General features: G+C 66.8%; 25 protein-coding genes. 16 read left to right on the top strand and 9 right to left on the bottom strand.

Going from position 1 to position 26,950, the window contains the following annotated elements; genetic code table 11:
* Positions 1-96 precede the first annotated feature (96 nt).
* The 4 genes from zwf to J2W22_RS14135 all read right to left on the bottom strand — a co-directional run bounded on the left by zwf (position 97) and on the right by J2W22_RS14135 (position 3,619).
* Positions 97-1,554, bottom strand: coding sequence for a glucose-6-phosphate dehydrogenase (gene zwf, locus J2W22_RS14120; protein ID WP_307118876.1), 1,458 nt, complete (start codon positions 1,552-1,554; stop codon positions 97-99).
* A gap of 460 nt (positions 1,555-2,014) precedes the next feature.
* Positions 2,015-2,956: an N-acetyl-gamma-glutamyl-phosphate reductase gene (gene argC, locus J2W22_RS14125; RefSeq protein WP_307118877.1), complete on the bottom strand. Its 942-nt coding sequence runs from the start codon at positions 2,954-2,956 to the stop codon at positions 2,015-2,017.
* Positions 2,953-3,174, bottom strand: coding sequence for an SH3 domain-containing protein (locus J2W22_RS14130; RefSeq protein ID WP_307118878.1), 222 nt, complete (start codon positions 3,172-3,174; stop codon positions 2,953-2,955). Before J2W22_RS14130 ends, argC begins: the two co-directional genes overlap by 4 nt.
* Before the next feature lie 91 nt (positions 3,175-3,265).
* Positions 3,266-3,619: a MarR family transcriptional regulator gene (locus J2W22_RS14135; protein WP_307118879.1), complete on the bottom strand. Its 354-nt coding sequence runs from the start codon at positions 3,617-3,619 to the stop codon at positions 3,266-3,268.
* A gap of 335 nt (positions 3,620-3,954) precedes the next feature.
* On the opposite strand from J2W22_RS14135, the gene secG reads away from it, so the two are divergent.
* The 3 genes from secG (at position 3,955) to J2W22_RS14150 (ending at position 7,049) form a co-directional block, all read left to right on the top strand.
* The gene (gene secG, locus J2W22_RS14140) at positions 3,955-4,347 is read left to right on the top strand and encodes a preprotein translocase subunit SecG (protein WP_307118880.1); all 393 of its coding nucleotides are present in this window, start codon (positions 3,955-3,957) and stop codon (positions 4,345-4,347) included.
* 106 nt (positions 4,348-4,453) lie between these two features.
* The gene (locus J2W22_RS14145; RefSeq protein ID WP_307118881.1) at positions 4,454-6,088 is read left to right on the top strand and encodes a CTP synthase; all 1,635 of its coding nucleotides are present in this window, start codon (positions 4,454-4,456) and stop codon (positions 6,086-6,088) included.
* Between the two features lie 397 nt (positions 6,089-6,485).
* On the top strand, positions 6,486-7,049 hold the full coding sequence (locus J2W22_RS14150) for a hypothetical protein (protein WP_307118882.1): 564 nt from the start codon (positions 6,486-6,488) through the stop codon (positions 7,047-7,049).
* Positions 7,050-7,196: 147 nt separating this feature from the next.
* On the opposite strand, the gene J2W22_RS14155 is transcribed toward J2W22_RS14150, so the two are convergent.
* Positions 7,197-8,021, bottom strand: a complete 825-nt coding sequence (locus tag J2W22_RS14155) for a helix-turn-helix transcriptional regulator (RefSeq protein ID WP_307118883.1) — start codon at positions 8,019-8,021, stop codon at positions 7,197-7,199.
* 94 nt (positions 8,022-8,115) lie between these two features.
* Between J2W22_RS14155 and J2W22_RS14160 the strand changes: the two genes are divergently transcribed.
* Together J2W22_RS14160 and J2W22_RS14165 are read left to right on the top strand one after the other, a co-directional pair.
* The gene (locus J2W22_RS14160; RefSeq protein WP_307118884.1) at positions 8,116-9,009 is read left to right on the top strand and encodes an SDR family oxidoreductase; all 894 of its coding nucleotides are present in this window, start codon (positions 8,116-8,118) and stop codon (positions 9,007-9,009) included.
* A 293-nt stretch (positions 9,010-9,302) separates the two neighbouring features.
* Positions 9,303-9,935: a peptidylprolyl isomerase gene (locus tag J2W22_RS14165; RefSeq protein WP_307118885.1), complete on the top strand. Its 633-nt coding sequence runs from the start codon at positions 9,303-9,305 to the stop codon at positions 9,933-9,935.
* A gap of 539 nt (positions 9,936-10,474) precedes the next feature.
* Here the strand turns inward: J2W22_RS14165 and J2W22_RS14170 are convergent.
* Positions 10,475-10,942, bottom strand: coding sequence for an Hsp20 family protein (locus J2W22_RS14170; protein ID WP_307118886.1), 468 nt, complete (start codon positions 10,940-10,942; stop codon positions 10,475-10,477).
* A gap of 252 nt (positions 10,943-11,194) precedes the next feature.
* On the opposite strand from J2W22_RS14170, the gene J2W22_RS14175 reads away from it, so the two are divergent.
* Both J2W22_RS14175 and J2W22_RS14180 read left to right on the top strand, forming a co-directional pair.
* Positions 11,195-13,693 (top strand): TonB-dependent receptor, encoded by a 2,499-nt coding sequence (locus J2W22_RS14175; protein WP_307118887.1) that lies wholly within the window; start codon positions 11,195-11,197, stop codon positions 13,691-13,693.
* Between the two features lie 160 nt (positions 13,694-13,853).
* Positions 13,854-14,537 (top strand): hypothetical protein, encoded by a 684-nt coding sequence (locus tag J2W22_RS14180; protein WP_307118888.1) that lies wholly within the window; start codon positions 13,854-13,856, stop codon positions 14,535-14,537.
* Here J2W22_RS14180 and J2W22_RS14185 read toward each other — a convergent pair.
* Positions 14,531-15,340 carry a PAS domain-containing protein gene (locus J2W22_RS14185; protein WP_307118889.1) on the bottom strand — a complete coding sequence of 270 codons (810 nt, stop codon included), beginning with the start codon at positions 15,338-15,340 and terminating at the stop codon, positions 14,531-14,533. The genes J2W22_RS14180 and J2W22_RS14185 overlap by 7 nt on opposite strands.
* Before the next feature lie 376 nt (positions 15,341-15,716).
* Here J2W22_RS14185 and J2W22_RS14190 point away from each other — a divergent pair, with 376 nt between their 5' ends.
* The 7 genes from J2W22_RS14190 (at position 15,717) to J2W22_RS14220 (ending at position 21,546) form a co-directional block, all read left to right on the top strand.
* Complete coding sequence (locus tag J2W22_RS14190; protein ID WP_307118890.1) at positions 15,717-16,166, top strand: TadE/TadG family type IV pilus assembly protein; 450 nt, start codon at positions 15,717-15,719, stop codon at positions 16,164-16,166.
* An 8-nt stretch (positions 16,167-16,174) separates the two neighbouring features.
* Complete coding sequence (locus J2W22_RS14195; RefSeq protein WP_307118891.1) at positions 16,175-17,821, top strand: pilus assembly protein TadG-related protein; 1,647 nt, start codon at positions 16,175-16,177, stop codon at positions 17,819-17,821.
* Positions 17,822-17,844: 23 nt separating this feature from the next.
* Entirely contained in the window at positions 17,845-18,210 is a 366-nt protein-coding gene (locus tag J2W22_RS14200; protein WP_307118892.1) for a PilZ domain-containing protein, read from the top strand.
* Positions 18,211-18,559: 349 nt separating this feature from the next.
* The gene (locus J2W22_RS14205) at positions 18,560-19,810 is read left to right on the top strand and encodes a lipoprotein-releasing ABC transporter permease subunit (protein WP_307119589.1); all 1,251 of its coding nucleotides are present in this window, start codon (positions 18,560-18,562) and stop codon (positions 19,808-19,810) included.
* Complete coding sequence (locus J2W22_RS14210; RefSeq protein ID WP_307118893.1) at positions 19,803-20,477, top strand: ABC transporter ATP-binding protein; 675 nt, start codon at positions 19,803-19,805, stop codon at positions 20,475-20,477. Before J2W22_RS14205 ends, J2W22_RS14210 begins: the two co-directional genes overlap by 8 nt.
* The gene (locus J2W22_RS14215; protein WP_307118894.1) at positions 20,474-21,070 is read left to right on the top strand and encodes a GNAT family N-acetyltransferase; all 597 of its coding nucleotides are present in this window, start codon (positions 20,474-20,476) and stop codon (positions 21,068-21,070) included. Before J2W22_RS14210 ends, J2W22_RS14215 begins: the two co-directional genes overlap by 4 nt.
* Complete coding sequence (locus J2W22_RS14220; protein WP_307118895.1) at positions 21,067-21,546, top strand: glutathione peroxidase; 480 nt, start codon at positions 21,067-21,069, stop codon at positions 21,544-21,546. Before J2W22_RS14215 ends, J2W22_RS14220 begins: the two co-directional genes overlap by 4 nt.
* A 402-nt stretch (positions 21,547-21,948) precedes the next feature.
* Here the strand turns inward: J2W22_RS14220 and J2W22_RS14225 are convergent, their stop codons facing one another.
* Entirely contained in the window at positions 21,949-22,428 is a 480-nt protein-coding gene (locus J2W22_RS14225; RefSeq protein WP_307118896.1) for a hypothetical protein, read from the bottom strand.
* A gap of 275 nt (positions 22,429-22,703) precedes the next feature.
* Between J2W22_RS14225 and J2W22_RS14230 the strand changes: the two genes are divergently transcribed.
* On the top strand, positions 22,704-23,951 hold the full coding sequence (locus J2W22_RS14230; RefSeq protein WP_307118897.1) for a tetratricopeptide repeat protein: 1,248 nt from the start codon (positions 22,704-22,706) through the stop codon (positions 23,949-23,951).
* A 73-nt stretch (positions 23,952-24,024) separates the two neighbouring features.
* Here J2W22_RS14230 and J2W22_RS14235 read toward each other — a convergent pair whose 3' ends face one another.
* A complete protein-coding gene (locus tag J2W22_RS14235) occupies positions 24,025-24,486 on the bottom strand; it encodes an Lrp/AsnC family transcriptional regulator (RefSeq protein WP_307118898.1) in 462 nt (153 codons plus the stop codon).
* A gap of 181 nt (positions 24,487-24,667) precedes the next feature.
* On the opposite strand from J2W22_RS14235, the gene J2W22_RS14240 reads away from it, so the two are divergent.
* Positions 24,668-26,938: a histidine kinase dimerization/phospho-acceptor domain-containing protein gene (locus J2W22_RS14240; RefSeq protein ID WP_307118899.1), complete on the top strand. Its 2,271-nt coding sequence runs from the start codon at positions 24,668-24,670 to the stop codon at positions 26,936-26,938.
* Positions 26,939-26,950 lie beyond the last annotated feature (12 nt).

Below are 26,950 nucleotides of genomic sequence, written 5' to 3' on the forward strand. Positions count from 1 at the left end.
TCTTCTAACGCACCGCACAGCAAGGGAGGGCCCTCACCCTCCCGCCTTCGGCGGGCCCCTCCCTCTCCCGCGAAAGCGGGAGAGGTGTGCAGGGCCTTATTCGTTCCACGTCACCCCGTCGCGCTCGGTCAGCGCGATCGCGGCGCTCGGGCCCCAACTGCCCGAGGCATAGGGCTTGGGCTTCACCGCGGCCGTCTTCCAGCCTTCGCGGATCGCGTCGATCCAGGCCCATTGCGCCTCCACCTCGTCGCGGCGGACGAACAGCGTGGGGTCGCCTTCGATCAGGTCGAGAAACAGCCGCTCATAGGCGATGCGGCGGCGGGTGCCGGCGAACTCGTGCTCGAGGCTGAGGTTCAGCGGCACTTCCTTCAGCCGGATGCCGTCGCGGTCGAGGCCCGGCTCCTTCGCCATCACCAGCAGCTGGATATATTCCTCGGGCTGCAGGCGGATCACCAGCACATTGGGCTTCAGCGCGCCGCCGCGCTCCTCGAAGATCGAGTGCGGCACCGGCTTGAAGGTGATCACGATCTCGCTGCGGCGCTCGGCCAGGCGCTTGCCGGTGCGCAGGTAGAAGGGCACGCCGTGCCAGCGCCAATTGTCGACATGCGCCTTGATCGCGACGAAGGTCTCGGTGTCCGAGCTCTTCTCCAGGTCGGTGTCGTAGGACCGCACGATCTCGCCCTTCACCGCGCCGCCGCCATATTGGCCGGTCACGGTCAGGTTGGGCACGTCGTTGCCCGCGACCGGACGGAGCGAGCGCAGCACCTTCACCTTCTCGTCGCGGATCGCAGTGCCGTCGAAGCGGGCGGGGGGCTCCATCGCGACCAGCGCGAGCAGCTGGAGCATGTGGTTCTGCACCATGTCGCGCAGCGCGCCGACATCGTCATAATAGCCGGCGCGGCCTTCCAGGCCCACCGTCTCGGAGACGGTGATCTGGACATGCTCGATGCCCTGGGCGTTCCACACCGGCTCGAACAGCGAGTTGCCGAAGCGCAGCGCCAGGATGTTCTGCACCGTCTCCTTGCCGAGATAATGGTCGATCCGGAAGGTGCGGTCCTCCGGGAAGGCCTCGGCGACGATGTCGTTCACTTCGCGGCTCGACTTGAGGTCGACGCCCAGCGGCTTCTCCAGCCCGATGCGGACGTTCGATCCGGTCAGCCCCGCCGATTCGAGTCCCTTGATCGTCGGGCCGAACAGCGACGGCGCGGTCGACAGGAAGATCGCCAGCCCGCCCGAGATGTCGCCCAGCTTCTCGGCCAGCGCGGCGAAGCCCTCGGTCTTCGAGGCATCGAGCCGCTGGTAGAAGACGCGCTCCAGGAAGCTCCCGACAGCGCTGTCATCCTTACGGTCAGCGGGAAGGAAATGGTCGAGCGCATGGCGGGCGAATTCGCGGAACCCTGCATCGTCGTAATCGGAGCGCGCGGTGCAGGTGATGGTCAACCCGTCGGGCAGCAGCCCGTCCGCGTGCAGGCCATAGAGCGAAGGAAGCAGCATCCGCTGGGAAAGGTCGCCGGTGGCGCCGAACAGGAGCAGTTTGCCCGCGGATTGTCGCATGCTTTGCCTCGCTATCTTCGTTTCGGCCTCGCGAGACACCAATGGCGCGCAAAGATCAAGGCCGGGCGGCGGGTTCTAGATAGGGTAACCGGTGGCAGCGGCAAGCGAAGCGGCGGGAGATTATTCGAGCGGAGGGGCGAGGAGGAAGAAGGACGAGGTTCGCGCAGAGGCGCGGAGGACGCAGAGGGGTTGGTCCCAAGGACTCCTAGGCGCCTTGCCCCATAGCCGTCATCCCGGCGAAAGCCGGGATCTCGTGCGGCTCCTTCCCGCGCCGTCGCCTGAGATCCCGGCTTTCGCCGGGATGACGGTTTGAGGCACGGACTGAGCACGCGATTCCTCTGCGTCCTCCGCGCCTCTGCGCGAACAAACTCTTCTTCGTCGCGCCGTTGCGTCGTCGCGCGAACAAAAAAGGCCGGACCCAAGGGCCCGGCCTCCTCAAAACCCAGAACCGAACCGGCCCCTACAGCACCAGCCCCGCGGTCTGGTCGAACCCCGCCATGATGTTGAGGTTCTGCACCGCAGCGCCGGCAGCGCCCTTGCCGAGATTGTCGAGCGTCGCCACCAGCCGCGCCTGGCCGGTCTCGGCATTGCCGAAGACCCGCAGGGAAAGCCGGTCGGTGCCCGCATCTTCCTCGATGCTCACCGTCGCCACGTCGCCCGGCAGCACGCGGACCAGCGGCGAATCCTTGTACGCCTCGCGCAGCGCGTTCTCGATCGCCTCGAGCGAGGGCCGGCGGGTAAAGGCGTGGAGGGGCAGGGGCACCTCGACCAGCATGCCGCGATAGGTCCGCACCACGGCGGGCTGGAAGATCGGCGGGTGCACGATGCGAGCGTGCTTGGTCATCTCGGGCACATGCTTGTGCGCGAGGCTGAGCCCATAGTTGCGGAACGCCGTCTCGGTATAGCCGGCCGCGCCCTGGTCCTCGAACTCGGCGATCATGCTCTTGCCGCCGCCCGAATAGCCCGAGACCGCGTTGACGCTCAGCGGATGGTCGTGCGGCACCAGCCCGGCACGGATCAGCGGGCGGACGAGTGCCAGGAAACCGGTCGGGTAGCAGCCGGGGTTGGAGACGCGCGTCGCCTCGGCGATCTGCGCCGCCTGGCCGGGCTCCAGCTCGGGAAAGCCATAGGTCCAGCCATCGGCGACGCGGTGCGCGGTCGAGGCGTCGATCACGCGGACCTTGGCCGCCTTGATCATGTCGACCGCCTCGCGCGCGGCGTCGTCGGGCAGGCACAGGATCACGAAGTCCGCCGAATTGAGCGCGTCCTCGCGCTTGGCCGGGTCCTTGCGGTCCTTGTCGTCCAGGATGATCTGCTCGATCCCGTCGCGGCCATCCAGCCGCTCGCGGATCTCCAGCCCGGTGGTGCCGACGGCGCCGTCGATGAACACGCGAATCGTCATGCCGCGGGGCGCTCCAGGATCGAGGCGGGGACATAGCCGACCAGCTTCTGTCCGGGCGCGACGCCCCAGGCATGGTCGCCGGCCAGCTCGAGCACTTCGAACGAGTCGCCGCCCGCAAGCTGGGCGAGCGTTTCCGAATCGGATTTGGAGCCGGCGCGCAGGGGCACGGACGAGGAGATCATGCGGAGCATAGGCGCCGCATAATGGGGTGCGAACACGCGATCCGCCAGACGTACGTCTGCCAGGTCACGACGAACCGCATCGACCCTGGGATCGATGGGAACCGAACGGCCCTTCAGCGCGAAACGCTTACGCGCTGGCCCTGCGGGCGACTGGTTCGGCGATGTGCCCCCCAGTGAGGAAATGCCCGAATTCTGCAAGAAACTCTGCCCCTTCCGCGGTCTTGGCGACGAAGATGTTCCGCTTGTCGGTGTCGTCGCGCTGGCGGCGCAGATAGCCGAGCGTGCCCAGTCTATTCAAGGCACGCGTGACGACGGGCTTCGATACGTTCAAAGCCCGGGCCAGGCCGCGTACGGTATGGGGGCCAGGTTCCAGATAGACGAGCATCAGCAAGGCCATCTGCCGGTTGGTCAGGTCCGGTTCTCCCGATCGCACATAGTCGATCAGCGTGTTCTTCCACGAAGAAAGCGAGCTGTCGGTCATTGCGTTCACGGCATCTACTCTGTTGTTACGCCCCCGATACGCCAGGGCCAAAGCTCATAACGCGCGTGAACCGATCCGGTTTCAGTCCGGATGCGAAATGTTACAGCTTTGTTGAGCATCTGAGATGGGCCGTTGTCGGAAATGCGCTGAAGCGCGCATTTCCGGGGCGGCACCGGCCCGCTCCCCCGCCCGGCCACCCATAAAATACTGCCGTTGGGTGGCCGGGCGGGGGAGCGGGCTGGTGCCGCAACGCGCCGTCAGGCGCGTTCGAACAGGTTGATCGAAGCGGACGGGTCCCCTATGTGCCGCCTTTCTTCAAGAGGTCCGCGCATTTCATGTTCACCTTCCTGCTCATCGTCCAGGCCTTCATCGCCGCGGGTCTCGTCGGCGTGATTCTCCTGCAGAAGTCGGAGGGCGGCGGCCTCACCTCGAGCGGCAGCCCGTCGGGCCTGATGTCGGCGCGCAGCGCGGCGGACTTCCTGACCCGCACCACCGCGATCCTCGCTACCGCGTTCATCGCCATGTCGATCCTGCTCGCCTTCCTGGCGGCGAATCGCCACGGCGCGACGATCGACGCCTCGCTGCAGCGCTCGACCCCGGCCGCGGCGCCCCAGGCACTGCCGACCACCGCCCCTCCGGGCGGCGCGGCGCCGTTCGCGCCGGGCAACGCGACTGCCCCGGCGGCTCCGGCCGCGCAGGGCAACAGCTCGGTCCCGCTGGCCCAGTAAATCCGCCGGTCCCGGCCTGGTCCGGGGCTGTCCACATAAATTTGTGCCCGGTTGCGTGATTCGCACGCTTCCGGCGCGCGTCCATTCACGTTAGGCGTTTTCTCCCATGGCGCGGTATATCTTCATCACCGGCGGCGTGGTCTCCTCGCTTGGCAAGGGTCTCATGGCAGCGAGCCTCGCGGCTTTGCTCCAGGCCCGTGGCTATCGGGTCCGCATCCGCAAGTTCGATCCCTATCTCAACGTCGATCCCGGCACGATGTCGCCCCACCAGCATGGTGAGGTCTATGTGACCGACGACGGCGCCGAGACCGATCTCGACCTGGGCCATTACGAGCGCTTCACCGGCGTCGCCTCGCGCCAGTCGGACAACATCACCTCGGGCCGGATCTACAAGACGATCATCGAGCGCGAGCGCCGCGGCGACTATCTCGGCGCCACCGTCCAGGTGATCCCGCACGTGACCGACGCGATCAAGGCGTTCGCCCAGGCCGACACCGAGGATCTCGATTTCGTCCTGTGCGAGATCGGCGGCACCGTCGGCGACATCGAGTCGCTGCCCTTCGTCGAGGCGATTCGCCAGCTGCGCAACGACCTCGGCCGCGGCAACTCGGTCAGCGTCCACCTGACGCTGGTGCCGTACATCGCCGCCGCCGGCGAGCTGAAGACCAAGCCGACCCAGCACAGCGTCCGCGAGCTCGCCTCGCTCGGCGTCCATGCCGATGTCATCGTCTGCCGCAGCGAGAAGCCGCTGCCGGCGAGCGACCGCGCCAAGATCGCGCTGTTCTGCAACGTGCCCGCCTCGTCGGTGATCCCCGCGCTCGACGCGAAGACCATCTACGGCGTGCCGCTCCAATATCATGCCGAGGGTCTCGACGTCGAAGTGCTCAAGGCCTTCGGCATCGACGTCACCGGCTCGCCCGACCTCACCCGCTGGGAAGAGATCGAGGACCGCGTCCTCAATCCCGAGGGCGAAGTCACGATCGGCGTGGTCGGCAAGTATATGGGCGTGCCCGACGCCTATAAGTCGCTCACCGAGGCGCTCACCCATGGCGGCATCGCCAACCGGGTGAAGGTCAACATCCGCTGGCTCGACGCCGAGCTGTTCGAGCATGGCGACGAGGGCGAGATCACCGCGCAGCTCGAGCCGCTGCACGGCATCCTCGTCCCCGGCGGCTTTGGCGAGCGCGGCAGCGAGGGCAAGATCGCCGGCGTCAAGTTCGCCCGCGAGCGCAATGTGCCGTTCTTCGGCATCTGTCTGGGCATGCAGATGGCCTGCATCGAAGGCGTCCGCGCCGGCGGCATCGCCAATGCCTCGACAACCGAATTCGGCCCGACCGAGGAGCCGGTTGTCGGCATGATCACCGAATGGATGACCAGCGAGGGCCTGCAGAAGCGCGAGGAAGGCGGCGACATGGGCGGCACGATGCGCCTCGGCGCCTATACCGCGAAGCTCGGCGGCAACTCGGTCGTATCCTCGATCTACGGCGCCGACGAGATCAGCGAGCGCCACCGCCACCGCTACGAAGTCAACACCGCCTACAAGCCGGTGCTCGAGCAGGGCGGCCTCGTCTTCTCGGGCATGTCCCCCGACGGCTCGCTCCCCGAGATCGTCGAGCGGCCGGACCATCCCTGGTTCGTCGGCGTGCAGTTCCACCCGGAACTCAAGTCCAAGCCCTTCGAGCCGCACCCCCTGTTCGCCAGCTTCATCGAAGCGGCGGTGCGGCAGAGCCGGCTGGTCTGAGCTACTTCCAGCGGACAACGAAAGAGCCGGGCCTGGCGCCCGGCTTTTTTTGTTCGCGCAGAGGCGCAGAGGACGCAGAGAAGTCTCGCGCAACCAAAGCCGTGATCCGGGCGCCATAGGCCCCCACACAGCCGTCATCCCGGCGAAAGCCGGGATCTCATGCGGCTCCTTCCCCGCGATACGGCCCGAGATCCCGGCTTTCGCCGGGATAACGATTGGGGAGAGTGCCGGCCAAGCGCGCGACATCTCTGCGCTCTCTGCCCCTGCGCGAACAAATCTTCCTCTTCGCGCCTCCGCGCCTTCGCGTGAGCAAATTCTTCTGCGTCGCGTCGTTGCGCGAACAATATTTGCCCCGCCCGAACCCGACACGCTACAGCCTCTCAAAAGGGGGCCATACATGTCGGATTTCGAATTCATCTTTTCGCTGTTCGGCCTGCTGCTCGGCCTCTCGCTCGCCGAAGTGCTGGGCGGGCTGGCGAAAGCGATCGAGGCGCGGCTGCGTCCCGGTTCCGCGATCCGCATCGGCTGGCTGACCCCGCTGCTCGGCGCCTTCGTGATGCTCGACCTGCTGTCCTTCTGGCAGGCCGCCTGGGTGGTGCGCGACGTCGTCCATGTCTCGGGCAAGCTGCTGATGGCGATCACCGTCTTCGCCGCCGCCTATTATCTCGCCGCGCATCTCGTCTTCCCCCGCGACATCGAGGAGCAGCCGGACTTCGACGCGCATTTCTTCCGCGTCCGCCGCGTTGTCATCGGCGTGATGTTCGGCCTGCTGCTCTGCCAGCTCGCCTTCTACGCCAGCATCCCCGCGATCGCGCCGCACCTGATCCGCCCGCTGGCGCTCGGCCTCACCGCGGTCCTCGCGCTGCTGATGGGCGCGGCGCTGTTCGTCCGCGGCGAGCTGTGGGCAAGGGTGGTGATGCTCGCCCTCGTGGCGCGCTATGTCGTGGTGTATCTGCTGTAGAAAAGGCGAAGGCGGGTTTCCTTCTCTTCGTCACCCCGGCCTTGTGCCGGGGTCCACCGGGAGGCGAGCCGTGGACAAGAGGTTCCAGCTTCAATCCAGGAGGCTTGGTGGACCCCGGCACAAGGCCGGGGTGACGGGGAAGGGGTGCTATCTCCCTGCCGCCATCTCCCGGATCCGCGCCGCCACCTCGGGCGCCACCGGATTGTAGATCATCATGTTGAGCTCCGGCCGGCCCTCCACCGCAAAGGTCGAGAATTCCAGCTCGATCGTGCCCAGCTCGGGATGCCGCAGCCTTTTCACCCCGTCGCCCTGCTGCCCGGCCACGTCATTGTCCCGCCACAGCGCGTCGAACTCGGCGCTGGTCCGCGACAATTCCTCGACCAGCGCGCTGATCTCCTGCGATGCGCCCGCCCGCGTCACGTCGGCCCGGAACGAGGCGACGACATAGCGCGCCACGCTCAGCCAGTCCTCCTGCGCCGCCTGCAGCCGCGAATCGGAGAACATCCGCCGCAGGATGTTGCGCTGTTCCACCGGCACCGCGCCATAATCGGTGAGCGCCACCGCCGCCGCGGCGTTCCAGGCGACCACGTCCCAGGTCGCGGTACGGATCATCGCCGGCACCGGCATCGCATCCAGGACCCGCTGTAAGCGCGGCGTGATCCCCTCGGCCCCGCGATACCTGGCTTCCGGCGGATGCCCGAAGGCGAGCATGTACATGTGCTCGCGCTCGGGCTCGGTCAGCATCAGCCCCGAGGCGATCCGGTCGAGCACATCGGCCGAGGGCGCGCCGCCGCGGCCCTGTTCCAGCCAGGTATACCAGGTCGGGCTGATGTTCGATCGCTGCGCCACTTCCTCGCGCCGCAGGCCCGGCGTGCGCCGCCGCCCGCTTCCGAAGCCAAAACTGGCCGGATCGAGCCTTGTGCGCCGGTCGCGCAGGAACTTGCCGAGCGGGGTAGCACTGTCCTGGGGCATAGCCTGTCAGTCTTTATACTAGGATAAGATCACTACTTTAACAGGAAACGGGCAGGGCCCACAAGCGCTCCGAACAATGAACGGAGTATCCCTCATGCGTGTCTTCCTCACCGGCGCCACCGGCTTCATCGGCTCGCGCATCGTCCCCGAGCTGCTGGCGGCAGGCCATCAGGTGCTCGGCCTCACTCGCTCCGATGCCGGCGCCGCCGCGCTCGCCGCCCAGGGTGCCGAGGCGCATCGCGGCACGCTCGAGGACCTCGAGTCGCTGCGCGCCGGAGCGGACGCCGCGGACGCGGTCATTCACACTGCCTTCGATCACGACTTCTCGAACTTCGTCGCCAATTGCGAGAAGGACGGCCGGGTGATCGCCGCGATGGGCGAGGCGCTCAAGGGCACGGGCCGCCCGCTGCTGATCACCTCGGGCACCGGCATGGGCAATGCCGTCCCCGGCCAGCCCGCCGACGAGGACGTCTTCGCCCGCGAGCATCCCAATCCCCGCATGATCTCCGAGCAGACCGGCCAGGCGTTGCTCGAGGCGGGCGTCGACGTCCGCGTCGTCCGGCTGCCCCAGGTCCACGACACGGCGAAGCAGGGCCTGATCACCCCCTATATCGCCAATGCCCGCGAAAAGGGCCTGGCCGCCTATGTCAGCGAGGGCGCCAACCGCTGGCCCGCCGCGCATGTCCTTGACGTCGCCCGGCTCTACGTCCTCGCGCTCGACCGGGGCGAGAAGGGCGCCCGCTACAACGCGGTGGCGGAGGAGGGCATCGCCGCGCGGGAGATCGCGGAGGTCGTCGGCGCCGGTCTCAACATTCCCGTCCGCTCGCTCACCTCGGAGGAGGCGGGGCAGCATTTCGGCTGGCTCAACATCTTCATGGGCCTCGACATGCTGGCATCGAGCGCGAAAACCCGCGCCCGCCTCGGCTGGGAACCGGTCGGCCCAGGCCTGATCGAGGACCTGAAGCGGATGGACTATTCGGCCGCCTAAGTTGGCACCCCTCCACAATCGTCATCCCGTCACAATTGTCAGCCCACCCCACGTCCGTCATCCCGGCGAAAGCCGGGATCTCAGGCGATGGCGCGGAAGGCGGGACAGGAGCCGCACGAGATCCCGGCTTTCGCCGGGATGACGATTTGGAGTGGCAGACGGCTCCACGGCGCTCCTCCGCGCCTCCGCGTCTCCGCGCGAACAATCTCTTCTACTTCTTCCGTCGCGTCGTCGCGTCGTCGCGCGAATCCAAGCCTTCCCTTTCCCCACCCGCATCGACTAGCGGGAACGCCATGCGTACCCTGCTTGCCGTCCTCGCCCTCTTCCTCACCGCCGCCGCGCCGCCGCAGGAGCCTGCAACGGTCCGCGTCCGGATCGTCACCTCGGCGGGCAACATCACCGTCGCGCTCGATGCGAAGCGGGCGCCGAAGACGGTCGCCAACTTCATGGCCTATGTCGATGACGGCCGGCTCGAGGGCACGCAATTCTACCGCTCCGCCCGCCGCAAGGGGAACCCGAGCCAGGGCTTCGTCCAGGGCGGCATCGGCACCGATGCGCGGCGCATGCTGCCCTCCGTGCCGCTCGAATCGACCGCGCAGACCGGCATCCACCACCTCGACGGCACGATCTCGATGGCGCACGGGCCGAACCCGGACGGCGCCAATTGCAACTTCTCGATCATGGTCGGCCCCAATCCCGGGCTCGACGCGCGCGGCCCGTTCAAGGGTTTCGCGGCGTTCGGCAAGGTGATCTCGGGGATGGACGTGGTGAAGCGCATGCTCGCCATGCCGACCGGTGGCGGCCGCGACGCGATGCGCGACCAGATGATCCTCAAGCCCGTCCAGATCCTCCGCGTCGAGCGCCTCGACGGCAAGGCCAAGCCCACCGGCTATGTGAAGCCCTGGCTGATCGGCCCGGCACGCTGAGGCGGGGCGGCGTCCCTCATCTCCCACGCCAAATAGCCGTCACCCGGCGCCCAAAGCCGTCTCCCGCCGCCCCTAACCGTCATCCCGGCGGAAGCCGGGATCTCGTGCGGCTCTTGTCCCGCGCCATCGCCTGAGATCCCGACTTTCGTCGGGATGACGGAGGGGCGCGCCTTATCGGCGGCGGTCTTCCGCTGCTGCTGGGCCCTCTCTCGCGTAGGTGGGGCTGTCCTACAATCCAATGTTCTGCTAATGTTCCAAGCAACTGCCGCAAGGCCGCTCTTTGAACCGGTGCAGAAAAGCGAAGCGCGAACTTCCGTGTCCGCGGGTGTCCGCTCGCGCGCCCTTCCGCTCTCCCCGGAGCGGAACGGAAACGCCGCGCAAGGAGAGGGACGGGCGTAAACGCCGCCAACTTCCGCGTCCGATGCGTCCGCTCGCGTGCGAATCGCGCGCAAACACAAAGGGCGCCCGAACCGAAGTCCAGGCGCCCCCCGCTGCGACGTCCAAAGGGAGGAAGACGTCGCGAGCCGTGGTGGGTCGGGTCAGGCCGCGTCGGCCTCGCGATGCACGATCGGGGTCGGCTGCGTGCCGTTCACCGCGATCTTCTTGGGCTTCATCGCCTCGGGCACCTCGCGGACCAGCTCGATCACGAGCAGGCCGTCGGCAAGGTCGGCGCTCTCGACGCGGACGAAGTCGGCCAGCTCGAAGCGGCGCTCGAAGCTGCGGGTGGCGATGCCCAGGTGCAGGTACGCGCCCTGGTTGTTCTCGTTCTCCTCGCGCTTCTTGCCGGCCACGAGCAGCAGGTTCTGCTGCGCGGTGATGTCGATCTCGTCGGCCTTGAAGCCGGCGACGGCGATCGTGATCCGGTAGCGGTCCTCGGCGACGCGCTCGAGGTTGAACGGGGGATAATTCTCGGAAGCCTGGGCTCGGGCGCTGGCCTCGAGCAGGTCGAACAGCCGGTCGAACCCGATGGTCGAGCGGCGGAAGGGAGTGAAATCGAACTGGCGCATATCAAGACCTCTATTCTTGAGCGAATTGATCAACTTAACCGGCGCCCGGAGGTCCGCGACGCCGCGGTTTTCGCGGCCCTTCACGGCGCCGCTTGACTCAGATCGTGTTGGAGATTGCGGCTTTCAAGATGCGTCGAAGCGGGGGCCGGAAGCGGCGATCAACCAGCGCTAGGCATGGCTAAACATCTCCTTGCTCGCTAATATCCATCAATTGAGTGGAGATTAAGCGCAACACGGCCAAAGGGGATGATGATGAGCCTTGCTTCGCTTTCGCTGCTACTTCTAGCCAGTACCGCGCCGGCACCCGCCGGGGCCCTGCGTGACGATCCGGTTGCCTCGACCTCCACCGACGATCAGCAGGCCAAGCCGGCCCAGCAGCAGAGCGGCAGCGGCGAGATCGTCGTCACCGCCCGCCGCCGCGAGGAACGGGCGCAGGACGTGCCGATCGCCATCTCGGTGATCGGCGGCTCGACGATCGAGAACAGCGGCAACACCAACCTCAACCGGCTCCAGACCGCGCTGCCGGCGGTGCAGTTCTATTCGAGCAACCCGCGCAATTCCGCCATCAATATCCGTGGCTTGGGCGCGCCGTTCGGCCTCACCAACGACGGCATCGAGCAGGGCGTCGGCTTCTATCTCGACCAGGTCTATATCGGCCGCATCGGCGCCTCGACCTTCGACTTCGTCGATGTCGAGCGGGTCGAGGTGCTGCGCGGGCCGCAGGGCACGCTCTACGGCAAGAACACCACCGCCGGCGCGATCAACATCACCACCCGCGCGCCCAGCTTCACGCCCGAGGCGAAGATCGAGTTCGGCATCGGCAGCTACGACCAGATCACGGCCAAGGCCTCGGTCTCGGGCCCGCTCAGCGACAAGGTGGCGCTGCGCATCTCCAGCGCGCTGACCAGCCGCGAGGGCACGATCGAGAATGTCCGCACCGGCGAGGACCTGCACAAGCAGCGCACCAGCAGCTTCCGCGGCCAGCTCCTGTGGAAGGTGAACGACGATATCGACCTCACCTTCGCCGGCGACTGGAACCTCCAGAACCCGCTGTGCTGCGTGCAATATTATGCGCGGGTCGGCGCCACCCAGCGCCCGCTCACCCGCCAGTACGCCGCGCTGGCGACGGCGCTCGGCTATGCGCCGCCGAGCACCGATCCGTTCGACCGCAAGACCGATCTCGATGCCGCGATCAACTCGCGCCAGGAGATCGGCGGCGCCTCGCTGGTCGCAAACTGGAACCTCGGCCCGGCGACGCTGACCTCGGTCACCGCCTGGCGCTATTGGGACTGGCAGCCGAAGAACGACCGCGATTTCATCGGCTTGCCGATCACCACCGTGTCGCAGAACCCGTCGCAGCAGAAGCAGTTCAGCCAGGAACTGCGCCTCAGCTCGAACGGCGACGGCCGGCTCGACTATACGCTCGGCGCCTTCTTCTTCCACCAGACGATCGACACCCAGGGATCGCAGGTGCAGGGCGCGGCGGCGAGCCGCTGGCTGCTCTCGGGCGCCGATGCGTCGAACCCGAACGTGCTGAACGGCCTGACCTCGACCAACACGATCAATTTCGACAACACCAGCTTTGCGCTGTTCGGCAAGCTCAACTGGGAGCCGGTCGACGGCTTCCACATCGCGCCGGGCCTGCGGCTGAACTACGACAAGAAGTCGGGCTATTACGATTCGGTCGTCAGCATCCACAATTCGCAGTTCAACTTCACGGCATCGGCCGACAATGTCGCCTCGCTGCTCGCAGCGGCCACGGCGACCAGCGCGGCGGCCCGCACGACCTTCCTCAACCAGACCAACACGCTGGCGCCGCAGCGCTACAGCCCGCGGTTCAGCGACTGGAACGTCTCGGGCGACATCACCGTGTCGTACGACTTCACCCCCGATATCCACGCCTACGCAACCTATGCGCGCAGCTTCAAGTCGGGCGGCATCAACCTGTCGGGCCTGCCGCTGAACTCGACCAATACCGGCGTCGATCTCAGCACCCAGACGGTGAAGCCGGAAAAGGTCAATCACTTCGAGATCGGCCTCAAGACCCAGTTCCTCGATCGCCGCCTGACCTTCAACGCGGCCGGCTTCTGGACCGAGATCACCGACTATCAGGCGACGGTGAACAACAACGCGATCAACGTGATCCGCGGCTATCTCGCCAATGCCGGCAAGGTCCGCTCGCGCGGGTTCGAATGGGACGCGTCGTTCCGCCCGAGCCGCCAGGCGAATTTCTACTTCAACGGCGCCTATACCGACGCGAAGTACGTCGACTTCAAGAACGCGCCTTGCCCGCCCGAGCTCTCCGGCGGCACGGCGCTGAGCGTCGACGCGAACGGCAATCTCAGCGGCACGCCCTCGGCACCGGGCACCCCGGGCGGCAACAGCCGGCCCTATTGCGACATCTCGGGCCAGGTGCTGCCGGGCATCTCCAAATGGTCGCTCAGCTGGGGCGGCGAGGTCCGCCAGCCGGTGGGCGATGGCGATGTCTATCTCGGCTATGACGGCAGCTGGCGCTCGAAATTCTCGTCCAACCCGTCGCAGTCCGCCTATACCTGGATCGACGCCTATTCGCTGTCGAACGTCCGGCTCGGCTGGAAGCGTGCCGACTTCAACATCTATGGCTGGGTCCGCAACGTCTTCGACAAGCAGTATTTCGAGCTGCTCTCGGTCCAGTCGGGCAGTACCGGCCTGATCGTCGGCCAGCCCGGAGACCCGAGAACCTATGGTCTGACGGTCAGCAAGACCTTCTGATCTTGACGAGACTGACCTCCTGCCATGGCCGGGGGAGGTTGGGGAAGGGAGGCGGCGCCCGCACCGCCTCCCTTCTTATTGCAAGTTCATTCCGGATGATTTGAGAAGGTCTTAACCGACGCCCGCTATAGTTATCGCCTATAGTGGGAAGATGATGCGCGTGTCGTCGAGATCCATGCCGAGCTTCAGCAGTGCGGGCCTGCTCGCGGCGCTGGTCTCTGCCTGCCAGATCGTCGGCGGGCTGATCTGGGTAAGCTCGCCGGCCTTCGCGACGGGGGGCTATGCCAAGATCGCCCTGATCGCGTCGCTCTGCATCTCCGTGGTGGTTCTCTCGCGATTGACCATCCCCAACGCCGTCCGCGCGGTGTTGGTGCTCGGCGTGATCGCCGTGCTGCTCGGCGTCGCGGTCCGCGGCGACGTCACCGGGGTGAAGCAGGTCAGCGATGTGGTTTCCTCAATCGTGCGCCAGCGTCCAGTCGAAGTACGGCTGCCGGACGATCAGGACGTGGCTGCGGCCAGATCGCGCTCCGTCGCTGCTGCCAGGGTTCAACTCCAGCCGGGCGAGGGCGGGGACGGTGGCTGGGCCGCCCGCCTCAACGACGCCGCGCGCGTCCAGAACGACGGTGGCGCGCCGGCCGAGATCCATGGCAATGTCACGCTCGCCGGCGGCGATGTCGCCAGCCCGCGCATCGGCTGGGCGGTCACCTGGGCGGGCGTGACCCTGTCCTGCGGCAAGCTCAGCGCGGTCGCTACCCGACCCGACGGCCTGACCAACCAGGTGATCGGGACGTTCAAGCGCTCGATAGCGCGCACCGCGACGCTGAAGCGCCCGTCCTGCTACTGAACCGTTTCCGCACCCGGATCGAGCGTGATGATCACGATCGCACCGCCTACGGCATAGCCGCTGGCGAGCGGCGCGATCGAGATGCGCGCGCCGATCTCCTTCGCCCCGCCGCACAATAGCCGCGCGTCGAATGCCTCCGCTTCGGAGCGACCGCTCAGCACCTGCTCGACGGCATCACGCGCCGCGGGCCGGTCGGGCACCGCGATAAGGTCGGCGAAGCGCAGCCCGAGGATGCGCTCGCGCGGCAGCCCGATCAGCCGGGCGAACTCGGCTTCGGCCATCGACACCGTGCCGCGCACGCTGAGGCGGATCACTTCGATCCGTCCATGCGCGACGCGTGCCTTCTCGAGCGCGGTCTGCTCGGCGAGGCGTGCCTCTTCGTCCCCCTCGTAGTTGAGGCGCACAAGAAGCGCGATGCCTTCCACCCACGGAACCGCGCGGACCCGCAGCCGGGTGCCGTTCTCTTCATCGAGCGTCAGGTCGAACTGCGCCTGCTCGCCGCTGCGCAATACGTGGCGCAGGCTGGAAAGCACGGTGGCGTGGGTGGAGGAGGGCAATGCCTCCGTAATCGGCGAGCCGACCAGCGCGCTCTGTCGCTGACCCAGGATCAGTGCCGCCGCGCTCGAGACGTCGGTGATCTTGAGCTCCGGGTCGATGACGAGCAGCCCGCCGTCCATATGCTCGACCAGAAACTGGTATTCGAGCTCGCGGTGGCTGCTGTCCCGATCCCCCGTATGTTCCGCATCCCAGCTCTCGGCTGCCAGCAGCACATAGCGTGGGCGTCCGTGATAGGTGATCGTCACAGGGCCGTGCGCGGCGCGATCCTGCCAATATGCAAAATTGCGCGTAAGTTCAGCCGATGAAACGGTTTGTGCTGATGGGCGCTGCATAATTGTAACCCCCTGGTTGCTTTCGGGCATCATAAATTGTTGTTTGCGACCCTGAAGTGAACCACGAGAATTTTGCAAATTATCCAAATTGATCAAGACATGAAGGATATCATGCGATTAACGTAAATCAAGTTGGCGTTGATCGGGAATGGATATAAAAATCAAAAGGATCGCCGCTGCATGAGACTCCTCTGTCGGAATCGCGGCGGGCAAAGTTTACTGAAAATACGGAAATCCTACTTTCGCAGATGGGAGCATTTTGGAAGCTATCCTGTGCGAAGAAACGCACATGTATCCGCGTCTTCTCCTGTCGCCCTTCAGGGTGCGTCTCGCCGGTCCCCGGCTGTGGCGAGACAGGCGCGGTGCGGCTGCGATCGAGATGGCCTTCTCGCTCCCCATTCTGCTGATGCTGATCTGTGGCATCGTCACCTACGGCGGGTGGTTCCTCTGCGCCAACAGCGTGCAGCAGGCGGCGAACGAAGCGGCGCGAGCCGCGGTCGGCGGGCTCGACCCGACCGAGCGCGCCGCACTGGCCCGCACCGCGCTGGACGCCAATGTGCGCAAGACCGGCACGCTCAAGCCCGAGCATATGAACACGCTCGTCGATGATGACGGTCATACGCTGACGGTGCGCCTCTCCTACGACGCGTCGAGCGATCCGCTGCTTTCGATCAAGCTGGTGCCCCTGCCGAGCAAGGTGATCGAGCGCAGCGCGACGGTGGTGATTTCGGCTCCATGAGGCGCGCGATGGTACTTCCGTCCCTCTTCCGTGCCCTCAATGCCGATCGCCGCGGCAATATCACAATGCTCTTCGCCGGCGGGTTCGTGATGCTGGCGGGGTCGGCGGCATTCGCAGTCGATACGGGCTCGCTCTATCTGGAGAAGAGGCGGCTGCAGGGCGTGGCGGATGCGGCGGCGCTCAGCGCGGCGAACAGCCAGGCGGCGGATGCCGCGGCCCGCACTGCGATGACGGCGAACGGCGCCGACGACGCGAGCATCGAGAAGCTCGAGCGGGGCAGCTATTCGCCGGACAGTTCGGTGGCCCATTCCGCGCGCTTCGTCGCCTCGGGCAGCGACGGCAACGCCGTGCGGCTGATCATGGGGCGGGACGTGCCGTTGTTCTTCGGGCGGTTCCTTACCGGGCGGCCGACGGCACGTGTCTCCGTGACCGCGATGGCGGCGCGGGTGGATCTTGCCTCCTTCTCGATCGGTTCGCGCCTGGCGTCGGTGAGTGGCGGGCTGCCGGGGCAACTGCTCTCCGGGCTGGCAGGAACCGAGCTGAACCTCAACGTGATGGATGCGCAGGGACTGGTGAATGCCGATCTCGACGTCCTCGCCTTTGCCGACGCGCTGCGCACCCAGGCCAACCTCCAGGGTCTCACCTTTGGCGAGACGCTCGCGAGCAACATCACCCTTCCCAAGGCGCTGAACGCAATGGCGGCGGCGACGGGGAGTTCGAGCGCGCAATCGGCGTTGCGCGCCATGGCCATGCGGGTGCCGCCGGTCACGGTTCAGCTTTCCAGGTTGATCGATCTGGGGCCGCTGGCGGGCGAGAGCAGCACCGATCCGTCGCGACCGATCAAGGCGGACTCCTATGCCCTGGTGCGCGAGATGCTGCAGATCGCCACCGGCAAGCGTCAGGTCGATCTGGATCTGGCGGCGGGGGTGCCTGGCGTCGCTGCGACCAAGGTGACGCTGGCGATCGGCGAGCGGCCGGCGCAATCGCCCTGGCTTGCCGTTGCCAAGGACCGCAGCGTCAAGGTGCGCACCGCGCAGACGCGGCTCTATGTCGATGCCAAGGTCGGCGGTTCGGGACTGCTCGGCCTGGCCTCGATCCATCTGCCGCTGTTCGTCGAGCTGGCCAATGCCGAGGCCTCGCTCCGCAGTATTTCCTGCCCGACGCCGTCGACGGCCACGGTGAGCCTCGATGTGACCACCGCCGCCGGGCAGGTGGCGATCGGCGATGTCGACACGGCTGCGCTGGGGAATTTCAACGCCGCGATCACGCCGAAGCGAACGACGCTGGTGAAGGTCGCGCTCCTCGCCGAGGTGACCGGCCAGTCGAATATCGGGCTTGGCGGGGCCGGGGCGCAGCGCGCCACCTTCACCGCGCAGGAGATCGCAGCGGGCAAGGCGCACACGGTGTCGACCAACGATCTGAGCCAGGGCGTGGCGGCGTCGCTGATCCGCAACATGGACCTCCAGGCCAATGCCTTGGGGCTGGGGATCAATCTTTCCCTGGTGACGTCGACTGTCGGCTCGGTGCTGCAGGGCGTCGCTGCGCCGCTCGATTCGGTGCTTTCGGATCTGACGGGGCTGCTCGGAGTGAATGTCGGGCAGGCGGACGTTCGGGTGAACGGGTTGCGCTGCGGCAAGCCGATTTTGGTGGGGTAGGGGATTAGCGTTGGGGTTGGGGAATGCGTGGCGATCGTAGAGGATTGAAGATTACCCAGGGTGTGGACCGGCGCGAGGCGATGCGCTGGCCGGTATCGCTGGCGGCGAGCGTGAAGGAATCGCGCCTGTGCTTCCAGAATGTCAGGCTGGTCGAGATCTCGCGGGCGGGCTGCCGGATCGAGACCGGCTTCCTGCTTCCGCCGGGCATGGAGACGGTGCTTCGGCTGTCCGGGTTCAAGGCACTGAACGCGACGGTGGTGTGGAGCAATCGCGAGGCGGCGGGACTGCGCTTCGCGGCACCGCTGCATCCGGGCGTGGTGACGCACCTGATGAGCCTGCCCTCGACGCAGGAACAGGCCGAGTATCGCCCACTCTCGGGGCTGCGCTGAAAAGCGGAATTCCGGAAGCCTGAAACGGCAAACGCCCGGACCGTTTCCGATCCGGGCGCCTGCGTGACGAATGCTCGTCAGCCCCCTTTGTCAGGCCCAGCCCGCACACTCGTACTTGCCTACGAGCGGGGCTTGGAGCCTCCCCGAACCACGGCCTTTCGCCTGCGCTTCGACGAGAGTTTTGCTAGGCGCACGGACCCGGTTTGTCACTGGCATTACAAGGGGTAGACGCAGTTTGGTGTCACCCTGTGTTGAATCGGCAACATAAAGGTTGGCAGTAGGAATTCGCGGTCATCTGCCCTAGATCAGGTGCCGAGCTGATTTCTGGGTGAGTGCCAAGACCCGCATGCTGCTAATTTCACGTTACGAGCGGATGATCGCCCGCCGCTATCTCCTGCCGGGGCGGAGCGAGGCGTTCATCGCCGTCGTCGCCGGGTTCAGCCTTGTCGCCGTCATGCTCGGCGTCGCCGCGCTGATCGTGGTGATGAGCGTGATGAACGGCTTCCGCGCCGAGCTGTTCGACAAGATCACCGGGCTCAACGGCCATGCCGTGATCCAGGGCTATGGCGGCCAGCTGCGCGACTGGCGCAGCGTGCTGGAGGAGGCGCGCAAGACGCCGGGCATCACCAGCGCGACGCCGCTGATCGAGCAGCCGCTGTTCGCCACCTATAATGGCCGCGCCGAGTTCATCCAACTGCGCGGCATGCTGATGGAGGACATCCTCGGCAACCCCACGCTGAAGGGCAAGGAGATCATCGGCTCGCTCAAGAGCCTGAAGCCCGGCGGCGAGCAGGTGGCGATCGGGTCGCGGCTGGCGGAATCGCTCGGCGCGACCGTGGGCAGCGAGATCTCGATCCTCAATCCCGCCGGTGCCGCCACCCCCTTCGGCACCATGCCGCGCATCGTGAAGTACAAGGTCGCCGCGGTCTTCGAAGTCGGCGTCTACGATTATGACAAGGTCTTCGCGGTGATGCCGATCGAGGATGCGCAGACCCTGCTGCTGCTCGGCGACGGAGTCTCGATGATCGAACTGGAGACGACCGATCCGGACCGCGTGTCGCAGATCCTTCAGCCGCTCAGCGACAAGGTGAGCAGCGTCGGACAGATCACCGACTGGCGGATGATGAACTCCGAGCTGTTCGAGGCGCTGGCGGTGGACCGCACCGTCTCCTTCACCATCCTCTCGATCATCCTGGTGGTCGCCGCGTTCAACATCGTCTCGTCGCTGATCATGCTGGTGCGCGCCAAGACGCGCGACATCGCCGTGCTGCGCACCATGGGCGCGACGCGGGGCGGGCTGATGCGCATCTTCGTCACCGTGGGCACCGCGATCGGTGCGCTTGGCGTGGCGGCGGGCGGCGTGCTCGGCTTCCTGTTCATCACCTTCCGCGAGGGGGTGGTGAAGTTCATCGGGCTGGTCACCGGCCAGAATATCTGGGATCCGCAGATGCGCTTCCTCACCGAACTGCCGGCCAAGACCGACCCGTTCCAGACGATCGGCATCTGCGCGATGGCGTTGATCTTCTGCTTCCTGGCCACGCTCTATCCGGCTTGGAAGGCCGCCAATACCGATCCGGTCCAGGTGCTGCGCTATGAGTGAGGCTGTTCTCCAGACGCGTGGCCTCAAGCGCAGCTTCAGCCAGGGCGGCGAGACGATCGAAGTGCTCCGCGGCGTCGATCTCGACGTGCAGCCGGGCGAGATCATCGCGCTGCTCGGCCCGTCCGGCTCGGGCAAATCGACGCTGCTCCAGGCGGTCGGCCTGCTCGAGGGTGGGTTCCAAGGCTCCATCCGCATCGCCGGCAAGGAAGCCGCGCAGCTCGACAGCCCGGGCCGCACCGCGGTGCGCCGCGATCATCTGGGCTTCGTCTACCAGTTCCACCACCTGCTGCCCGACTTCAACGCGTTCGAGAATGTCGTGCTGCCGCAGATGATCCATGGCGCGCTGCGCGCCGATGCCGACAAGCGCGCGGAGGAACTGCTTACCGCGCTCGGCCTCGGCCACCGTCTGACGCACCGGCCGAGCCAGCTTTCGGGCGGCGAGCAGCAGCGTGTCGCCGTCGCCCGTGCGCTCGCCAACAAGCCGGCGCTGGTGCTGGCGGACGAGCCGACCGGCAATCTGGACGAGCTGACCTCCGACAAGGTGCTCGCGGAGTTCCTCGGGCTGGTCCGTACCCAGGGCTCGGCCGCGCTGATCGCCACCCATAACGAGCGGCTCGCGGCGCGGATGGACCGGGTGGTGCGGCTGCACGAAGGGCACCTCGCGTGAACCCGTGGCGTGATGTCCCGACGCTATCGGGCCGCCACGTCACGCTTCGGCCCATGACGCGCGCGGATCGCGCCGATCTGCTGAATGCCTTTGAAGGACTCCGCCGGCTCTTCCACACCACCGTGCCCGATGATGCGAACATCGATGCCTGGATGGACCGGATCGAGAACGACGTGGCGGCCGGGCGTGGCCTGCCCTTTACCGTGCTGGACGCGGGCGGACGGATCTCGGGCGTCACCCGGTTCCTGCGGATGAGCAAGGCGCACCGCCGCGTCGAGATCGGCGGCACGCTCTATGCGCCGCGCGTCCAGCGTACCGGGCTCAACACCGAGGCGAAGTACATGCTGCTCCGCCACGCCTTCGAGGCGCTGGACGTCCACTGCGTCCAGATCCGCACCGATTTCCTCAACCACGCCTCGCGTCGCGCGATCGAGCGGCTCGGGGCGCGCTTCGACGGGGTGCTGCGCGGCCATCTGATCCTGAACGGGCACATGCGCGACAGCGTGGTCTATTCGATCCTCGCGCAGGAGTGGCCCGGGGTCCGCCGCAATATCGAGCTGCTGATGGCGCGGTACGAAGGAGAGGGTGCATGACTGCGATCACCGATATTCCCGTGACCAGGGCCGGCGGCGAGCAGGCCACGCTCGCCGATCATGCCGGCGAGGTGCTGCTCATCGTCAACACCGCCTCGAAATGCGGCTTCACCCCGCAATATGCCGGGCTCGAGGCGTTGCACCGCAAATACAAGGATCGCGGCTTTTCGGTCCTCGCCTTCCCGTGCAACCAGTTCGGGGCGCAGGAGCCGGGCGATGCCGCGGAGATCGCGAACTTCTGCTCGCTGACCTATGACGTGACCTTCCCGGTCTACGCCAAGATCGACGTCAACGGCGCCGATGCCGCGCCGCTGTTCGAGGCGCTGAAAAAGGCGGCGCCGGGCGTGCTCGGCTCGAAGGGGATCAAGTGGAACTTCACCAAGTTCCTGGTCGACCGGAACGGCAATCCGGTCGAGCGGTTCGCGCCGACGACTAGCCCCGACGCGATCGGTCCCGAGATCGAGAAGCTGCTCTAGCGGGCAGCTGCACCGACTGCGACGCCGCGGGCCTGGCCGGGCGGTGCAGGCGCTCGAAGATGCTGTCCAGCACGAAGCGACCGGTGAGCTCGAGCAACGCGCTGCGATGCGGCCGGGCGCGACGCTGGCCGCGCGTTTGCGCGGGCGCGGGGTTACGCGGCGTGTGCCGGCGCGGTGCGGGAGGCGTTGCCATGCGCGCTGCTACGGCCGAGGCGCTGTACCCCAGGTCGCGGCGGCGCCAGTCGACTGCCTCGCCGGCAGGAACTTCGCGCCATGTCTCGGCGCCGATCTCGCGCCACAGGTCCTTGCCGCAGCGCATGCACATCGCGAATTCGTTTCCGCCTTCCCGAAGACGGCCCGGCATCGCCGCGTGCTCGAGCAGGCGGCAGCGCAGCGAACGCATCAGAAGCGGGCCGGACGGAAGCGGCGGGAGCCGCCGCGCGGCGGATGGCGGTAGGTCACCGCCGGGAATTCGTAGGCGCCGGTGCTGACGCCGTTCTGGGCGGCGGCAAGCTGCGGATTCCAGATTTCGAACCGATCCCCGGCGCCAACGACAAGCGCGACGCTTTCAATGCGGCCGTGCTGGCGCATGCCGGCGGGAAGGGTGAGCCCGCGCGCATTGCGCGGCTCCATCTCGACCATTCCCAGCACGCGGCGCATGCCGGCGTCCGTCGCCTGCGCATCCACCCCCGAGCGCGTGCGGATTTCCTGCAGGTCGGCACGGGCATAGCCGACAAGACATTGGTCGCGCTCATGGGCGGAAAGAACCAGGGGTTCGTCGGTGGCGGGCAGGCCCAGGGCCTGGGCCGTGCTTTCGGTCAGCAGCAGATTTCCATCCGCATCAACCTCGCAAAGCGCACATCCGCGAAACAGCGACCCCATGTTTTTGCCCCTTCAACGCAACGATTTACCTGAACTGTCCACAAACTTATGCACAGGGTTAACGCACATCAACCAAAATGTATGCGACAAGGTGGTTAACGCCAGCGACGGGCTGCTGAAACACTTCCTTACGAGCGGGACGGGAGCCGCTCTGTTAAATGCGCGTTCATCGCGGAACAGGCATCGGCTTCCGCGATCGGCTTGAACGGCGCGTGAGGGGCAACTAGAGGTGCGCCGAAAGCCCCCGCTCATTCCCCGTCTATGGAGAGTTTCGCATGAACTTCGCTTCCAAGCTCGCGCTGGCCGCCGTCCTGTCGCTGGGCACCACTGCGCTTACCGTGGCACCCGCCGCCGCGCAGAAGAAGGACGACAAGAAGGCAGATCCCAACGCGCTCAAGGTAAGCGACGAGTTCCGCAAGCCGGCCGCCGTCGCCGAGGCCGCGGTCAAGGCCAAGGACTGGGCCACCGCCGAGCCGTCGATCGTCACCGCGGAAGCCGCGGCCAAGAATGACGACGAGAAATATTATGCGGCCTGGCTGCGTCTCCAGCTCGAGCTGTCGCGCGGCAACGAGAATGCCCAGATCCCGGCGCTCCAGATTCTCTCGGTCAACCCGCGCACCGCGCCGGATGCGAAGAATGCCTATAACGCACGCCTGAACTTCCTGCTCGGCAAGGCGGCTGCGTCGCAGAAGAAGCACGCCGAGGTCATCACCTACATGGCCAAGGCCCGCGAGCTCGGCGAGAAGAACCTCGACATCCCGCTGATGATGGCGAACGCCTATGCCGCCACCGGCAAGAACGTCGAAGCCGCGGCCGAAGCGCGCAATGCGATCGAAGCCGCCAAGGCCACCGGCCAGAAGGCGCCGGAAGCCTGGTATCAGTTCGCCATCCCGAAGGCGATCGCCACCGGCAACCGCGAGACCTCCTATGACTGGCTGGCCTATTACCTGAAGGACTATCCGACGGTGAAGAACTGGCGCTGGGCGATCGAGGTTCTCGGTCAGGGCGCCAAGGGTGCCGACCGCGCCGGGAAGATCGAGCGCATCGATCTTTATCGCCTCCGCCGGATCACCAACTCGCTGGCCGATCGCGGCGACTATGCCGACTACGCCTATGCCGCCCAGTCCTCGGGTCTGCCCTGGGAAGCGATCTCGGTGATCGAAGAGGGCCGCAAGAACGGCAAGCTGCCCACGACCGATCCGGACGGCAACCGTACCTTCACGGCGGCCCAGGCCGGCGTGAAGAGCAGCCCGTCGCTCGCCACGCTGGCTTCGCAGGGCGGCGTGGGCAATGCCGACGCACTGCTGGCCGCCGGTGACAATGAGAACGCGCTCAAGCTCTATGACGCGGCGCTCGCCAAGGGCGGCGATGCCAATGAGATCAACCTGCATCGCGGCATCGCGCTGCAGCGCCTGGGCCGCAAGGACGAGGCGAAGACGGCGTTCCAGGCGGTGAAGACCGGCCCGTTCGTCAACGTCGCGCTGCTCTGGCAGGTCTCGCTGGACACGCCGCCGCTCAGCTGAGCGCGGCTTCGAGCCTGAAAAAGAAAGGGGCGGCTTTCGGGCCGCCCCTTTTCGTTTCTCCCGCTCGTAAGGATCAGGCGACCGGGACGCCCGGCAATGCCTTGGAGGTGCGGATGGTGAGCGAGGTCTTCACATGCTCGACATTCGGCGCCGGCGTCAGGCGCGTCGTCAGGATGTGCTGGAAGCTTTGCAGGTCGGGCGCGACGATCTTCAGGATGAAGTCGATCTCGCCATTGAGCATGTGGCACTCGCGGACTTCGGGAATGTCGGCGACCATCTGCTCGAAGGCGCGCAGATCCGCTTCCGCCTGGCTCTTCAGGCTGACCATCGCGAATACGGTGAGGTTGTAGCCGAGCGCAGCCGGATCGAGCGCGGCGTGATAGCCGGTGATCGCCCCCTGCTGCTCCAGCGCGCGCACGCGCCGCAAGCAGGGCGGGGCGGTCAGCCCAACGCGTTCGGCTAGTTCGACATTGGTCATCCGGCCATTATCCTGCAGCAGGCCGAGAATCCGTACGTCGATGTCGTCGAATCGCATTTATGTTCCTTCTTTCTTTTGATTCGTTTCCGTGTGTTGCGTTTAGACATAATATTATTACGCCGCAACGCAATTGTCCCACAATGCGACGTGCCGAAATGGACAGTTCCGAAGGGGCGTTCGGCGAGTTAAGGAATCGTTACGGCGTGCGTTGCTACGCCGGGTAAAGGGTAGGCACGCGTTGCGCTTTGACGACACTCTGGAGACCGTACTCGCGTCCGATCTGGGCACGCCGTACGGCGTCCAGTCGGCGTGGCGTCAGCTGGTCGACCTGATCGGCAGGCGCCGGGCGACGGCGGGTGCCCGGGCGATGGGGGTGCTCCGCTCGATTCGCGATTCGGTGCCTCTGGCGGTCCGCGCCGCCAGCGCCCGCGCGCTCGAATATGCCGATCCGCCGCCGCCGCTCGTCCGCCTGTTCGCGCTCGATGAGCTGCAGGTCGCGTTGCCCGTGCTGCGCAGCGCCCGGATGAACTCGGCCGAATGGATCCAGCTATTGCCCGAGCTGGCGCCCGCCGGCCGTGCAGTGCTGCGCAATCGCCGCGACCTGAGCCCGGTGGTGCGCCGCGCGCTGGAGAGCTTCGGACCGATTGATTTCGTCCTGCCCGACGAGACGGTGAAGGAGGTTCCCGTCGAAGTGGCGGCGCCTGGGTCCGAGGCAGCGATCGCCGAGCAAGCCGTCGAGGTGATGGCGATCGACTGGGCCGATGTCGTTGACGCGCATCCCGTCGAGCCGGTGCCGACCGAGATCGAGGCGGTGGAGCCCGAGCCCGAACTGGCGCCCGAGCCGGTCGCCGAAGCGCCAGAGCGCGAGCTTGAACCGGTGCTGGCGGCCGAGGCCGAGGAAAAGCCCCTCATCTATTGGAGTGCTACGAACCCGCAGCCCTTGCCTGCGCGTGAGGCCAGCCTTTCCGCGCTGCTCGCCCGGCTGCCGGACCCCGCCTTGGCGGCCGAGATCGCGGGAGACGGCGCACTCAACGGCTTCGAGTCGGTAGATCCGGAACTTGCGGAGGCCCCCGAAGCGGTCGCCGAGCTGGAGATTGCGCTGGCTCCCGCAATTGTGCCGCACGGGGTTCCCGACATCGAGGATTTCTCCTTCGTCGCGCTCGCCGGCCTCGCGCCGTCGCTGAGTGCTGCGGCCGCGCAAGAGGGTGAGAGCCACCAGAATCCACTCCGCCCGGTCCAATCCGGGACAGACGAGTCAGCCTCCGTTGTCGAACCGATTGCACCGCCGGAGTCCGCGGCGCAGGGTCCGGCCATGGAGTATAGTGACAGCCTGGTCGCAGAAGCGCGGCAGATCGCGGCAGAAGCCGTGGGGGACGACGACGGCACCTTCGAGATCGCCGATGTCGTCGCGCGGATCGACGCGTTCTGGCGGCATCGCGAGGAAACCGGCCCGAAGGAGCCGGCGCCGCTGCGCCCGGCCGACGACTTCCGCTTCGAGACCGATGCCAAGGGCATGATCCGCTGGGTCGAGGGTGTCAGCCGCGCGCCGCTGGTCGGCGTGTCGCTAGACAGCCAGGCCGGCCCCGGCGCGCCGGACAGCTCGCGTGTCGACGGTGTCGCGGCTGGCGCGTTCCGCCGCCGGGCCGGCTTCTCCAACGCCCGGCTTTCGGTGGAAGGCGAGTCGGATGCAGCGGGCGACTGGCTGATCTCCGCCATCCCGGTCTTCGATCCCGGCAATGGCCGTTTCACCGGCTATCGCGGCACCGCGCGCCGCCCGCGGGTCGACGAGCGCGCCGAGCCCGTGCGCATCGCCGCCGGCCCCGCGATGCCCGCGGATTCGCTCCGCCAGCTCGTCCATGAACTGCGCACGCCGACCAATGCGATCGCCGGCTTCGCCGAGATGATCGAGGCGCAGATGCTCGGTCCCGTGGGCGACGCTTATCGCGACCGTGCCCAGGTGATCCGTTCGCAGGCGCGCGAGCTGCTCGGCGCGATCGACGATCTCGATCTCGCCGCGCGGATCGACAGCGCCGCGCTTTCACTCGTCCCCGGCCAGATCGCCCTGCGCCCGGTGCTGGCCTCAATCGTCGATGACCTTGCGCCGCTCGCCGAGCTGCGCGGCTCGGTGATCGCGCTGCCGATCGCCGACCTGTCGGTCACCGGCGATCGTCGCGCGGTCGAGCGGCTGCTCGCGCGCCTGCTCGCCACGCTCGTCTCGGCCAGCGGGCAGGGTGAGCGGATCGGCGTGCACATGGCGCCCGAAGGCACCGACGTGGTGGCGATCACCATCGACCGGCCGCAGGCACTCGCCGACTACCCGGGCGATTCGGTGCTCGACATCGACGACGAGCGCGAGGATGCGACCCTGCTCGGCACCGGTTTCGCGCTGCGCCTCGCGCGCAATCTCTCCCGCGAGCTGGGCGGCGCGCTCGTCATCGGCCGGGAAAACTTGACTTTGCGGCTGCCGGCCGCCGTAAACGAGCAGGTGGGCCAGGCACATCTGAGCTGAAGTGGGGGACGG

It is taken from the genome of Sphingomonas kyeonggiensis (assembly GCF_030812785.1).
GTDB classification, from domain to species: domain Bacteria; phylum Pseudomonadota; class Alphaproteobacteria; order Sphingomonadales; family Sphingomonadaceae; genus Sphingomonas; species Sphingomonas kyeonggiensis_B.

What these genes read in the sequence shown, in the direction of transcription:
- zwf (WP_307118876.1), bottom strand. Translation starts at nt 1,554, where the DNA reads ATGCGACAATCCGCGGGCAAACTGCTCCTGTTCGGCGCCACCGGCGAC.
- argC (WP_307118877.1), bottom strand. Translation starts at nt 2,956, where the DNA reads ATGACGATTCGCGTGTTCATCGACGGCGCCGTCGGCACCACCGGGCTG.
- J2W22_RS14135 (WP_307118879.1), bottom strand. Translation starts at nt 3,619, where the DNA reads ATGACCGACAGCTCGCTTTCTTCGTGGAAGAACACGCTGATCGACTAT.
- secG (WP_307118880.1), top strand. Translation starts at nt 3,955, where the DNA reads ATGTTCACCTTCCTGCTCATCGTCCAGGCCTTCATCGCCGCGGGTCTC.
- J2W22_RS14145 (WP_307118881.1), top strand. Translation starts at nt 4,454, where the DNA reads ATGGCGCGGTATATCTTCATCACCGGCGGCGTGGTCTCCTCGCTTGGC.
- J2W22_RS14150 (WP_307118882.1), top strand. Translation starts at nt 6,486, where the DNA reads ATGTCGGATTTCGAATTCATCTTTTCGCTGTTCGGCCTGCTGCTCGGC.
- J2W22_RS14155 (WP_307118883.1), bottom strand. Translation starts at nt 8,021, where the DNA reads ATGCCCCAGGACAGTGCTACCCCGCTCGGCAAGTTCCTGCGCGACCGG.
- J2W22_RS14160 (WP_307118884.1), top strand. Translation starts at nt 8,116, where the DNA reads ATGCGTGTCTTCCTCACCGGCGCCACCGGCTTCATCGGCTCGCGCATC.
- J2W22_RS14165 (WP_307118885.1), top strand. Translation starts at nt 9,303, where the DNA reads ATGCGTACCCTGCTTGCCGTCCTCGCCCTCTTCCTCACCGCCGCCGCG.
- J2W22_RS14170 (WP_307118886.1), bottom strand. Translation starts at nt 10,942, where the DNA reads ATGCGCCAGTTCGATTTCACTCCCTTCCGCCGCTCGACCATCGGGTTC.
- J2W22_RS14175 (WP_307118887.1), top strand. Translation starts at nt 11,195, where the DNA reads ATGAGCCTTGCTTCGCTTTCGCTGCTACTTCTAGCCAGTACCGCGCCG.
- J2W22_RS14190 (WP_307118890.1), top strand. Translation starts at nt 15,717, where the DNA reads ATGTATCCGCGTCTTCTCCTGTCGCCCTTCAGGGTGCGTCTCGCCGGT.
- J2W22_RS14195 (WP_307118891.1), top strand. Translation starts at nt 16,175, where the DNA reads ATGGTACTTCCGTCCCTCTTCCGTGCCCTCAATGCCGATCGCCGCGGC.
- J2W22_RS14200 (WP_307118892.1), top strand. Translation starts at nt 17,845, where the DNA reads ATGCGTGGCGATCGTAGAGGATTGAAGATTACCCAGGGTGTGGACCGG.
- J2W22_RS14210 (WP_307118893.1), top strand. Translation starts at nt 19,803, where the DNA reads ATGAGTGAGGCTGTTCTCCAGACGCGTGGCCTCAAGCGCAGCTTCAGC.
- J2W22_RS14220 (WP_307118895.1), top strand. Translation starts at nt 21,067, where the DNA reads ATGACTGCGATCACCGATATTCCCGTGACCAGGGCCGGCGGCGAGCAG.
- J2W22_RS14225 (WP_307118896.1), bottom strand. Translation starts at nt 22,428, where the DNA reads ATGGGGTCGCTGTTTCGCGGATGTGCGCTTTGCGAGGTTGATGCGGAT.
- J2W22_RS14230 (WP_307118897.1), top strand. Translation starts at nt 22,704, where the DNA reads ATGAACTTCGCTTCCAAGCTCGCGCTGGCCGCCGTCCTGTCGCTGGGC.
- J2W22_RS14235 (WP_307118898.1), bottom strand. Translation starts at nt 24,486, where the DNA reads ATGCGATTCGACGACATCGACGTACGGATTCTCGGCCTGCTGCAGGAT.